At 69.5% G+C, this 11,707-nt stretch carries 8 protein-coding genes and 1 pseudogene; 2 read left to right on the plus strand and 7 right to left on the minus strand.

Annotation, left to right across the window (positions count from 1 at the left end; genetic code table 11):
- Positions 1 to 300: 300 nt before the first annotated feature.
- From ACZ4FV_RS33850 to ACZ4FV_RS33875, 6 genes are all read right to left on the minus strand, one after another.
- A complete protein-coding gene (locus tag ACZ4FV_RS33850) occupies positions 301 to 1,005 on the minus strand; it encodes a hypothetical protein (protein ID WP_402235579.1) in 705 nt (234 codons plus the stop codon).
- 381 nt (positions 1,006 to 1,386) lie between these two features.
- Positions 1,387 to 1,758, minus strand: coding sequence for a peptidase inhibitor family I36 protein (locus ACZ4FV_RS33855; protein ID WP_395868600.1), 372 nt, complete (start codon positions 1,756 to 1,758; stop codon positions 1,387 to 1,389).
- A 451-nt stretch (positions 1,759 to 2,209) separates the two neighbouring features.
- A complete protein-coding gene (locus ACZ4FV_RS33860; protein WP_395868602.1) occupies positions 2,210 to 3,061 on the minus strand; it encodes an SAM-dependent methyltransferase in 852 nt (283 codons plus the stop codon).
- A 624-nt stretch (positions 3,062 to 3,685) separates the two neighbouring features.
- Complete coding sequence (locus ACZ4FV_RS33865; RefSeq protein WP_465324051.1) at positions 3,686 to 5,620, minus strand: flavin-containing monooxygenase; 1,935 nt, start codon at positions 5,618 to 5,620, stop codon at positions 3,686 to 3,688.
- Between the two features lie 1,116 nt (positions 5,621 to 6,736).
- Positions 6,737 to 7,351, minus strand: coding sequence for a cysteine hydrolase family protein (locus tag ACZ4FV_RS33870; protein ID WP_402235573.1), 615 nt, complete (start codon positions 7,349 to 7,351; stop codon positions 6,737 to 6,739).
- Positions 7,352 to 7,830: 479 nt separating this feature from the next.
- On the minus strand, positions 7,831 to 8,139 hold the full coding sequence (locus tag ACZ4FV_RS33875) for a chaplin (protein ID WP_395868607.1): 309 nt from the start codon (positions 8,137 to 8,139) through the stop codon (positions 7,831 to 7,833).
- A 659-nt stretch (positions 8,140 to 8,798) separates the two neighbouring features.
- Here ACZ4FV_RS33875 and ACZ4FV_RS33880 point away from each other — a divergent pair.
- Positions 8,799 to 9,338 carry a cysteine hydrolase family protein gene (locus ACZ4FV_RS33880; protein ID WP_395868609.1) on the plus strand — a complete coding sequence of 180 codons (540 nt, stop codon included), beginning with the start codon at positions 8,799 to 8,801 and terminating at the stop codon, positions 9,336 to 9,338.
- 421 nt (positions 9,339 to 9,759) lie between these two features.
- Complete coding sequence (locus tag ACZ4FV_RS33885; protein WP_465324053.1) at positions 9,760 to 10,872, plus strand: carboxylate-amine ligase; 1,113 nt, start codon at positions 9,760 to 9,762, stop codon at positions 10,870 to 10,872.
- 391 nt (positions 10,873 to 11,263) lie between these two features.
- On the opposite strand, the pseudogene ACZ4FV_RS33890 reads toward ACZ4FV_RS33885, so the two are convergent.
- Positions 11,264 to 11,707: pseudogene (locus ACZ4FV_RS33890) on the minus strand (hypothetical protein); the annotation flags it as partial.

Raw genomic sequence — 11,707 nt, forward strand, 5'->3', positions numbered from 1 at the left:
CGCCACCCGGGCCGTCTTCCCACGACGCGGACCCGACGCCGCACCTCGCCTGCGCCGGAGCCAGCGCCGCAGGAATCCACGCACGGCGCTGCCGGCGCGGCTGTCGGGGCCGAGGCACGCGGCCGCGCGGCCCCGGGCGGTCGCCGGGCGACGAACGCCAGGCGCGCCGTGCGCCGGCCGACGCCGGAACCCGCCTCGAACACATCGGCGGCGGAAACGACCAGGCGCACGGCCTGCCTCCGAACCCGCCGTTCCGTGAATGCAGGCGCGTTGCCCGCGTGGCCGGTGATCGCCGTGCGACTACGACAGCCAGAGTTTTCGCTCGATGATGGCGCCCTTGCGGGATCCTTGTTCGGTGACGAAGGGGGTGATCTCCACGCCGGAACGGCGATGGTTGACCTGTGACGGCGTCAGTGGCGTCCGCGGTGCCTTCCACGCGGCGGGCTTGAGGCCCAGGGCCACGACGGAGAGGGCCGGCACGGTGTCCGCGGTGCGTACTCGGGCAGACGGGTCGCGCGTTACCGAGGAGATCGCGGCGGAGGCGTCCGGAGGATTCCTGGCCTCCTCGAATCTGGTGATTTCGCCGAAGTGTTGCATGCCGGCTCTCGCGGCGAACTCTCCGAAATGCGCGACGTGATGGTCGACTTTGGCCTCGAAGAACTGGGCGTCAAGGCCCGATGGTGACGAATCCCCGGTCCTCGTCGTCGCGTTGCGCCCTCGTCGATGCGCCCGTCGCAGCAGGCGATCGTCTCGCCGTGCCCGGCGAAGCTCGCGCTTCGCTTCTTTGACGGATTCCATACCTGGACGGGCTGTTCGAGGTACCTCCGGGTTCCGGCGGTTGGCCTTCCAAACCCGTCGGTCGTACTTTGCCTGGATACGCCTGCCGTACACCATCTCTCGGGCGATTCGTACCGCCATCGCCGTCGCGTCCGGCGTCAGACCGGCCAGGCGGGCATCGTTCGCGTCTCTACGCGCGGCCCAACTCGCCCTCATGCGCTCGAACATGCCCCTCCATCGTGACTCTGCAAACGCCGCGCAAGAGCCACCCGTGCGACGACTTCGACCCGGACACTCATCGAGACTCCCATGAAGTCACATCACCAGGGCTCTCGGCAACATCGATGACAACGCGCCCGTTGTCCGATCGTCGAGCGCCGCCCGCGACGGACGGCCCCGACGCCTCGTTGCGATGGACATGACCGTGTCGCGCTCGTGGGGCAACGAGGTCGATCACGGGGTTCCTTTGACGGCCTGTCGCAGGGTGCTTTGGCGCCCCGATCCGCCGATCGGCGCGGCGGGCAGACGGTGTTACCGCTGCCCGGGTGGTCGCACAATCTTGTGTCGACCCGGTCGAGGCGCCCTTTCGCGTATTGCTTGCGGACGCGGTCAGCACCGCCGGACGGAACTCACCTCGTTCCTCTGCGGCGACGGCAGGTTCGTGCTCTGGCCGTCGAGGATGTTGAGGATCTTGTTCCTGTACCCGGCATCGCGAAACAGGCACCAGTCGTCCTTGGTGTTGTTCCGGGCCGACCACACGTGGTCGTTCAACCGGCCCGACAAGACACTCAGGTCGGAGGCGCCGTCCTCAAGCTCGTAGTGCGCGCCGGTGCCGTTCGTACCGTAATAGATGCAGAATTTGTTCGAGTTGCACGGCCACGCCGACGCGTCCGTCCGTGCCGTCGCAGATGGGGCTGAGATCGTGACGGCTCCGACCAGCAATGCGGTGACTACTGCGGCGCTGCGCGTCCTGAAGGCCATGATGCCACTTCCTTTCACATCCCGAAGGCGCCGACGAAACGCATTTCGGCCCTGTCGCCCACTCGCGGCGTCGGCGGTCCGAGACGGGTCGATGTCAGGGTTCTACGCATCCGCATCCACCTCCAAGCAGGCCCGAGCCAACGATCACCCGAAAGGATGGTTGCGGAGGGTGGGCTTCCGGTGGCGCCGTACCCGCGGTGACGGCGTCGCCGAGCATCTCGCATGCGCCGCATTGGCCTGCGCATCGGCATGCGGTGCCGAATTCCGCCGTCACGGCCGCGAAGGCTTCCGAGGGTGGAAGGTGGTGGCGGGCCGACCTGCATGGGCACCACGGCACGTGTTCGTCCTCGAGCGCATGGCTCGGGCGCCCCGGGGGTCGAGGGGCTCGGAGAGGCCCGGCGGGACCCACCGGCCCCGGCATCCGGCGACCGACCGATGTCGACCCGCGCGATCAGCGCTTGCGGGCGACGCCGCCGAACTCGATCCATTCCGCGGTCTCCTGGGCCGGCCCGGGCGTTCCGTCCGGGCGCCAGGTGGATACCTCGACGAGGCCGGGGTCGAGCAGTTCCAGGCCGGTGAAGTAGCTCTCGACGTCCGCCGCCTCGCGGACGCGGCCCCAATTGCCCTGGGTAGCGGTGAGCATGAATTCGCTGAGACGCTCGCGTACTTCCGAGTCTGCCGAGACCAGGTGCGAGATGACGACGAAGCTGCCCGGGGCGAGCCGGTCCATGACACGTTCGACCAGAGCCGCCGGTTCATCGCTGTCCGGCAGGCAGTGCAGTACCGAGACGAACAGCGCCGCGGTCGGTTCGGTGACGTCGATCAACTTGGCCACTTCGGCGTTGTCCATGATCGCATCGGTGTCCCGAAAGTCCGCGGTGATCACGGTCGTTCGGTCGTTGTCCGCAAGGATCGCGCGCCCGTGCGCCAGCACGATCGGGTCGTGGTCGATATAGGCGACGCGCGACGCCGAGTCGACGCGCTGCGCTATCTGGTGCACGTTGTCCTGGGTGGGCAGGCCCGATCCGTGGTCGAGGAACTGCCGTACGCCGTAATCGCTCGCCAGCACCCGGACCGCGCGTTGGAGGAAGCGCCGATTGTTGATCGCGAGCGCGCGCGTGCCCGGCGCCGCTTTGGACAACTCCTCGGATGCCTCGCGGTCGACCCGGTAGTTGTCCTTGCCGCCGAGATAGTAGTCGTACATTCGCGCCACGCTGGGAACCGTGAGATCGAACCCGCCGGGCGGGTTGACCTGCGCCCGGTCCCGGGCATCGTCCTGCGCGTCGATCGAGCGCTCCGCCATGCGAATCCCCCACGAATACCCGGTAGTTGACGACGTGTCACACGACATGGACACGCCGGACACAGCCTAGCCGATGCTTGACCGAGTCCATATCCTCGACGCGCGGGCCGTCCCGCCCTCGTCGGCGCCGATCAGCCGGATGACCCGCGTCGGTCACGCGGAACGACAGCCGGGCGCTGACGCGGGCACGGCAACGTAGGGAGAACGCACGGAGTACGGTCCGCGTTCGATGGGTTGTCCGAGCCCTCGAGCGTGGCGCGACATCCCCTGCCCTTGCGGATCGCCTTGCGGCGCGCGGGGATCGCCCCCGTTGATCCTGCCGAAGCCGAGCGTCCCGCCGCCGTCCAGCGTCGCGGCGGCGGGCAGACGAGCCCGGGCGACGTGTTCGTCGATCAGTCGGCCTGGTTCGGCGTACTGCTGCACCGGCTCGACGGAACCGCCGCACGGCCGACCGCATCCCGACCCTCGCGAACTCGCCGCTCTCCCGGGCGCCCACAGCACGGCACGCGACCATCACGCCTCCGACGAGCAGGCCGAACACCCGGCGTATCGCCGCCTGTCGAGCGACGCGGGTGTTCCGGCACACGGATCGCGAGGCACCGTAGTCGGCCCTGCCGTTGTGCGTCAGTCGATGAGGTAGTCGTCGAGGGCGGGTCCCTTGGTCCAGTTCCAGTAGTCCACCAGGCGCCAGGGGCTGGCGGTGTAGACCTCGCCGTCGGCGTTCTTGAAGTAGGAGTGCTTGATGGTCGGGTGCGACCACACCAATTGCCGGACTGCGGCGCGGTGTCGGGCGACGCAGTCCTCGAGGGCTGTGTGAGTGGGTTCGAGGGCGCGGGCGCCGCGCTCGATGACGGCTTCGATACAGGCGGAGATGTACTGCATCTGGCATTCGGATTGGAAGATCAGGCTGCCGCCGTGTGCGAGGGCGGTGCCGGGGCCGTACATGCAGAAGAGGTTGGGGAAGTTCGGCACGGTGATGCCGAGGTACGCGGTGGGTGTCTCGCCCCACTGTTCGGCGAGAACCGCCCCGTCCCGGCCGACGACGCGCATGGGGTAGAGGTAGCGGTTGGCCTGGAAGCCGGTGGCGTAGACGATGATGTCGGCCTCGTGGCGCACGCCGTCCGCGGTCACGACGGCGTCCTTGTCGATGCGCGCGATGGGGTCGCGGACGAGGGTGACATCGTCGCGTTTGAGGGTGCGCAGCCAACTGCCGTTGTCCTGAAGGGTGCGCTTGCCGGTGGCCGGGTAGTCCGGGAGGACCTTGGCGAACAACTCCGGGTCGTCGCCGACCTGGCTTCGGATCCAATCGGTGAAGATCTCGCGGGTGCGGTCGTTGCGCTCGCTGATGGAGCGGTCCTGGTGCGGCCATTCGGGGTCGATACGGGCACCTTCGAGAGCGCCGTCGCTGCCGGGCCAGAAGATCATGAAGCGGTACCAGCGTCCGTAGAAGGGCAGGTGCCGCATGGCCCACCGCACGCCCGGACCGACCTTGCCGTGGTAGTTCGGGTTGGGGAACATCCACTGCGCGGTGCGCTGGAAGACGGTCAGGTGCGCGACGTCCTCGGCGATCGCGGGTGCGATCTGGAAACCGGACGCGCCGGCTCCGATCATCGCGACGCGCTTCCCGCGGTGGTCGACGCCGTGGTCCCAGTGGGAGGAGTGGAACACAGGGCCGGCGAAGTCCTCCGCGCCGTCGAAGTGGGGGATGTGGGGTCGGTTGAGCAGGCCGACTGCGGAGATCACGGCCCGGGCGGTGACCGTGTTCTCCCGGGCGCCGGGGCCGCGGGTGGTGACCCGCCAGGTGCCTGTGGGCTCGTCCCACACGGCCTGGGAAACCTCGGTGTTCCAGCGGACGTGGTCGGCGATGCCGTGACGTTCCATCACATCGCGGAAGTAGCTTTGGAGTTCGGGCCCGCGGGCGTAGAACTCGCTCCAGTGGTCGGAGGGTTCGAAGCTGTAGCAATAGAAGTGGTTGCCGACGTCGACGCGGCAGCCGGGGTAGGTGTTCTCGTACCACGTACCGCCGACATCCGGGTTCTTCTCGATGATCGTGAAGGGGATGCCGGCCTCCTTGAGGCGGATGCCCGCGAGCAGGCCGGACTGGCCGCAGCCGATGACCAGCACCGGGAACGCTTCGCGGGCCGCGGCGACCCCCGGGGTGGGGACGAACTCGGCAGGCTGCTCCCCCAGTTGCATGTCCTCAAGCATCATGGGCACGTACTCGGCCGGGATCTCCGCGCAGGCGACCCAGTTCATCATCGCGTGGAGCAGTTCGGGGCCGGGCTGCGTGGGCAGGGTGCAGCCGTTGTCGCGATAGGCACGTATGGCGTCCAGGGCTCGGGCGCGGACCCGGGCCTTCTCATCCTCGGTGAGGAAGCCCTGCACTTCGTTCAGGACGAGGCCGCGTGGGCGTATCGGCCCGCTGATCCACGACGGGTCACCGGTCAGGTGGACGAGCGACAGCATCAGGGCGGGGATGCTGACGTCCTCGAGTGCGGCGGCGATGGTGGCGTCGTCGTCGGTGAAGGGAAGCCCGACGTGCGGGTGGCGTTCGGACATGCTCGTGTGCTCCTGCGCGTGGGGGTGTGGACAGGTACTCAGGGACGGGCGAGGCGGCGGGCGGGTCGGCCAGTGCGCCGGGCGGGGGCGCCGTTCTGCCGGCGGCGAACCGATTCCGGGTTCGGCTCGGGTCGGCTCGGGTTCGGCTCGGGCTGCTGCGGGCGGCCCGTGCCCACCGCGAACGAGCAGCCCCTGCCCGCGTGAGCGGGCTGGAGCGTGGTGCCGTCGTCCTCTCGGGGACGGTTTCCGTGCGCGGCCGGACGCCGGTGCGGCCCGCGGTGCGCCGGGACTGTGCCGCCGACGGGCTGCGGGGCGCCGCCCTGGACCGGCCGCGGTCCCTGACCGTCGCGGTGGAGCGACGCGTGTGCACCGCCCCGGCTTCCCCGCTGAACCGCGCCGGGAGCCGCAGCGAGCGGGCTCCGCTGCCGGCGGCCGGGCGGTCGCGCCGGCCTTCGGTACGGCGTCGCTCCGTCGCGCATCGGCGAGGTTCCGCCGGGGCCGCTCCGCGCTGCCGCCCCGTGGGTCGCGCAGGGAGACGGCCGCGGTGGCCACTGCCGCTGCCGCTGCCGACATCGTGAAGTGGCAGCGCTGGTCGGCGCCCCATAGGCGGGCTGCTCCGTTCGTTTCGTACCCGGCGACGGCGCTCATGACGGCCCGCACTCGCGCCCATATCGAGACGATTTCAATATGAAACTATGGCCCGCAGTGAAGCCTAGGGGCTTAAAAATCACAAGAGACGCACGACCACAGTTCGCATCGCCGCGTCCACCGCCGAGCAGGGACTCACTCACCGTCATCGATGGAACGGCCCCCAGGGCAACGGACTTCGCGGGAAACCACGCCGCTGCCTACACGTCTTCGACCAAACGGACGCTTTCGGCGACCTCTCGGTCATCGCCTTCATCGAGTGGGCCAAGACCCATGCCACTCATCTGCGCGACTACGGCGCGGGCATTGTGGAGGGGCGGGCGACGTTGCTACCGCCGAACCCGGGTCGGCCCGGTCGTGGGACTGCGGCGAACCAGACGACGAGCGTGATCGCCACATCCGAGGCCGGACCCGCCGTAGAACCGCGCGTTCGCGCCGTCCTCAACATGCCGTTGCCGCAGCACACCGTCAGAGGGAGGCGATGACCTCGGCCGACGTCATGGGCACCGAGAACATGGGGAAGTCGTAGGTGATCGCGTTTTCGTGCTCCTCCTGGGAAGTGGCGGCAACGCAGTCCGCGAGAGTGATGACGCGGAAGCCGTTCTCGTACCCGGTGCGCATCGTCGACTCCACACAGCAGTTGGTGAGGAAACCGCCGAGGATGATCGTCTCGATCCCCTTGTTCCGCAGGATGAAGTCGAGGTTCGTGCTCGCGAAGGTGTCGAGGCCGCGCTTGCCTTCGATCACGATGTCGCCCTCGGCCGGCGCCAGGTCGTCCACGATCGCGGCGCCCCAGGTGTTCTTGACGAAGGCCGAGCCTTCCACGACTCCCTTGAGGATGCCGTACGGGTGGCGAGACAGTTCGCCGTAGCCGGGGGCGAACGTGATGGGTGCGTGCATGATCGCGACGCCCGCGGCGCGAGCGGCTGCGACCAGGGCCACGGTGTTCGCGAGCATTCCGGTCTTGGCCATGACATCGGCAACGGCGCTGTTGAGCACCCCGCCCTCGCTGGTGAAGTCGTTCTGGTACTCGATCAGGACGAGTGCGGTTTTCGCCGGATCGAAGCGGAAGGTCTCGGACATGGCGGCTCCCTGGTGAGCTGGAACGTCAACGGTCTTGGCCAGTTTGCCCGAGATGGCCTCCTACTTCGCCCGATTCGGGATCACGAGCGGGTTCCCTGCTGCCTCCCGACATCGGATTCCCGACGAACCGGCCGGGAATCGGCAATCACACCGGCAACTCGAAGCCACCGGACTCCCAGCGCTCCGGACGGGGCCGGTCGCATCGGGTGGGGAGGCGTGCAGGGCGCGCGGTGAGGACCCACGGCCGATCGCCTTCCCGATCCCGGGATCGAAACGCCGCCCGACCCGTCGAACCCCGTCGAACCCCGTCGGATCCCGTCGGATCCCGTCGGATCCCGTCGGATCCCGTCGGATCCCGTCGGATCCCGTCGTGGCGGATGTCGCCCCGGGCGTGCCGAAACCCCCGCGGGATGCAGGCGCGGGGGTCTCGGTGGTGAGGGACGCGGAGGAACGTCCGGGGAGCCTGTCCCGGGGGTGGATCAGCGGTGGGTGCCCGCGGGGCCGGCGCCCTGGTGACCCGCGAGGAGGTCACCGTGGTCGTCGTCGCCGTCGACGTTCAGGCAGGTGTTCCCGAACGCGAAGTTGCCGCCGGCGATGATGTTGACCGTGTTCCCGCAGAGGTTCACCGGAACGTGCACCGGGACCTGGACGTTGTTCCCGGACAGCACGCCGGGCGAGTCGACGGCCGCGCCGTCGGCGTCCGCCCCGGCACTGGCCGCCCCGGCACCGGCCAACACCAGCGCGACGGTACCGGCGGCCGCCATCGCGGCCTTCCTGAACGTGTTCACAACTACTCTCCCGAAACTCGCCGGCGCGCCGCGTGAATGCGACGCACGAACCCCCAACGACGACCCGCCCCGTCAAGCAACCGGCCGGTGCAATCGTTCACCCGAACGCGCGGATGCCCCCGATCTCCGGCTCCCGGCAGGAGGCGCGCGGCCGTCATCGCACCGCCCATGCCACACGACGCTCGCGTACGGGCTCTTCGGGCTCTTCGGGCTCTTCGGGCTCTTCGTGGTCGGGTGCTGCCTGCTCGCGGGAGGCATCGTGGCGGTCGGCGCGTTGGCGCGGGCATTCGGTGGCGACTACCCGACCGAGTTCGTCACGGGTCCCCTCGGGCTGGTCCGGGCCTGTGCGCCGGGCCGCGTCGCCGGCACCGTTCCCCCCGGTCCCAACCAGGAGTGATGCCGAACTCGGTGTACAGGCGCCGGCAGTCCGTGGATGCTCCTTGGCGCTCCGTGTTACTCCGACCTGATGGGGGCCACCGAGCCATGGACCGCTCGGAACGCGCGTCGGGTGCGTACCGGCGCCGGGGCGGGTACTCGTCCCGCTGCGGCAGCCGTCCGCTCGCGCCGGAAGAAGGGATCCAGATGTCGACTGTGCAGACGACACCGCGAACGAATCGTCTCCAGCGGGTTCATCACCGCGCCGGGTCGAGCGGCTCGTGATGCCGAGTACCGCTCTGATCGTCATCGACATGATCAACGCCTACGAGCACGAGGACGCCGAGGCATTGGTCCCCTCCGTACGTGAGGCCCTACCCGCGATGCGGCGGCTGATCGACCGCGCTCGCGGACACGAGGCGGACGTGGTCTACGTCAACGACAACTTCGGCAGGTGGCGCTCGCACCACGACGAGATCCTCGATGCCGCACTGCGGGGGCGGCACGCCGACCTCGTCGAGCCGATCCGGCCGGACGACACCTCGATGTTCGTCGTCAAGGCCCGCCACTCGATCTTCTACCAGACGCCCCTCGAATACCTGCTGAACCAGCAGGGCGTGCACCGGATCGTGCTGTGCGGCCAGGTAACCGAGCAGTGTGTGCTGTACTCCGCGCTCGATGCCCACATCCGTCGCTTCGAGGTGGCCGTGGCCGCGGACGCGGTCGCGCACATCCACGCGGACCTCGCGGACGCGGCCGTGAGCATGATGGAACGCAACATGGGTGCCACCGTCCTACCCGCCGACCGAATCGAGTTCTCCTGACCGCCGGGGCGAGCGCCCACGCGTCCGGAGCCCCCCGGCCACGTCACGACACCGGATACGCGTCCCGCTCGAATGAACTCGGTCCGTTGGGAGCCGATCGGGGTGCCGCCGCTCGCGGAGCCGGTGGGTCGTCCCCGGCCGAGTGCGGGACAAGCCCCCATGCCCTCGAATCCGTGTCGTCACTCGTAGTCACCGGCCCACGATTCCCGTCGACAACGCTCCTCACGGCTCCCCCGCCCGAGGTTCGGCGTTCGGGACTCTCGGGTCTCGCATGGGTGGACTGCCACAGGGTAGGTGGGGGACCCCTGCATGCGAAGGAGTCACGATGGCGGATTCCGCCCGCCCGCGCGACCGGGCCGCAGACCACCCGCCGGTTCCGGTGTCCGGATCGGCCCGACCTGCGGGCGGGGGACGGCCGCAGGTGGTCACTCTCGGCGTCGAAGAAGAGTTTCTGCTGCTGAACCGCGAGGACGGGGAGCCGGTCGCCTGCGCGGAGTCGGTTCGTGCCGCGGCCGACCTCCAGCCCGGGCTCGCGGACGGTGAAGTACAACCGGAGATGCTCCAGGTCCAGGTGGAGGTGGCGACCCCGGTATGCGAGAGCCTCGACGAGGTCGGCGATCACCTGCTGCGGCTGCGGCGGGCGGTCTCCGCCGCGGCCGAGCAGACCGGGTGCATGCTCGCGCCGTGCGGTTCGGCGGCCTTCGCCTCCGAGGGGCAGGCGTCGGTCACGGCACGTCCGCGCTACCGGTCCCTGCACACGGACGCCCCGCAACTGGTCGACGAGCAGTTGATCAACGGCATGCACGTCCACGTGGGGATACCCGATCGCGACGCGGGCGTCGCCGTGATCAACCGGCTGCGGCCCTGGCTGCCACTTCTGGTGGCGATGTCCGCGAACTCTCCCATGTGGCACGGCGACGACACCGGCTTCGCCAGCTGGCGTACCGTCGTCTTCGGCCGCTGGTCGGTCAGCGGCATCCCACCACTATTCGCCGATGCCGGCGACTACGACCGGCGCGTGGACGATCTCCGGGACGTCGGCGCGCTGCGAGATCGCGGCAGGATCTACTGGCAGGCCCGCCTCTCCGAGCGGTACCCCACCGTCGAGGTGCGCGCCATGGACGTGCAACTGCGAGTCGACGACGCGGTGCTCCTCGCGGGGGTCGTCCGTGCGTTGATCACGACGGCCCTGACCGAGAACACGGCAGGCGCCCCCCTTGCCGAACCGGCCCCCGAACTCCTGGCCGCGGCCCAATGGCACGCCGCGCGCTACGGCTTGGGTGACGCACTCATCGACCCGCGGATCCCCCAACGCGTCCTCGCCGGAGACCTGGTCGGCCGGTTGATGGACCACGTACGGCCGGCCCTCGAAAACTCCGGCGACGCAGAGCGCGTGACCACACTGGTGCACCGACTGCTCGCCGAAGGAACCGGCGCCCAACGACAACGCGCGGCCGTGCGCCGCGGCGGCCCCGAAGCACTCATGGAATTGCTTGCCACCGAGACGACCGCGGCCCCACAACCCCACCGGTAGAAGCGGCAACCCATCGGGAGACACGCACGGACAGACCTACCCCGACCGACGGTGCCATGACATCGCCAGCGACCATCGACCAGCGACATCGATCCCGAAACGATCGGGCGCTCGACGTGCCCATCGGCCGGACACGGCGTCGAACCGGCTGCGGTGCGGTATCCACCCCCCGGTTTGGGAGGAACGACGGCCCTCACGCGTTCGACATGCACGTCGCGCGGGCGGTCAACTTCTCGATGAGCAGGCCGGCCGGCGGGTAGTCGGTGTTGGAGTAACGCCAATCGGTACCCCAAGGGGACCGGCAGGACCAGCCGGACCGCGCCGGGCGGAGGCGAACGCAACCGTGCGAACCGGCCGCCCGGGCGGGCGGTTGCGGACGCGCCTCCGCGTCCTAGACCACGGCCGAGGCGGGCGTGCGGCCCCGGGGCGCGGCCTTTCCACGGGTGATCGGGACGAGGGCGAACCAGATCATGGCCGCGCCGACCGGGAGGAGGTTCATGTTCGCCATGATCGCCACGAAGCCGAGGAGGACCAGCGCCGGGCTCGGCACCGCGGAGAGACCCCGCCGGGGGCCCACGAGGGCGTACTGGACGAGCATCGCGACCAGGCCCAGCATGAAGAACAGCGGGCCGATCTCGTAGAACGCCTGCGGGAGTACGGCGGGAACGTCGGCGTAGCGGTCGGACAGGGCGCTCTTCTCGGCGGTGTCCGCCGCCTTCAGGCCGACCACGATGTCGAGGACGGCTACGCGAACGAAGGTGGCCAGCCCGGCGCCGGCCACGGCGGTGAGGATGTCGGCGGTGATCCGGCGGGACCGGCTTCCGCCTTGCGCGTC

Source organism: Embleya sp. NPDC025285, assembly GCF_055558835.1.

Excerpts from the sequence above, each read along its gene's own strand:
- ACZ4FV_RS33855 (WP_395868600.1), bottom strand. The coding sequence starts at position 1,758 with ATGGCCTTCAGGACGCGCAGCGCCGCAGTAGTCACCGCATTGCTGGTC.
- ACZ4FV_RS33850 (WP_402235579.1), bottom strand. The coding sequence starts at position 1,005 with ATGTTCGAGCGCATGAGGGCGAGTTGGGCCGCGCGTAGAGACGCGAAC.
- ACZ4FV_RS33860 (WP_395868602.1), bottom strand. The coding sequence starts at position 3,061 with ATGGCGGAGCGCTCGATCGACGCGCAGGACGATGCCCGGGACCGGGCG.
- ACZ4FV_RS33880 (WP_395868609.1), top strand. The coding sequence starts at position 8,799 with ATGCCGAGTACCGCTCTGATCGTCATCGACATGATCAACGCCTACGAG.
- ACZ4FV_RS33865 (WP_465324051.1), bottom strand. The coding sequence starts at position 5,620 with ATGTCCGAACGCCACCCGCACGTCGGGCTTCCCTTCACCGACGACGAC.
- ACZ4FV_RS33870 (WP_402235573.1), bottom strand. The coding sequence starts at position 7,351 with ATGTCCGAGACCTTCCGCTTCGATCCGGCGAAAACCGCACTCGTCCTG.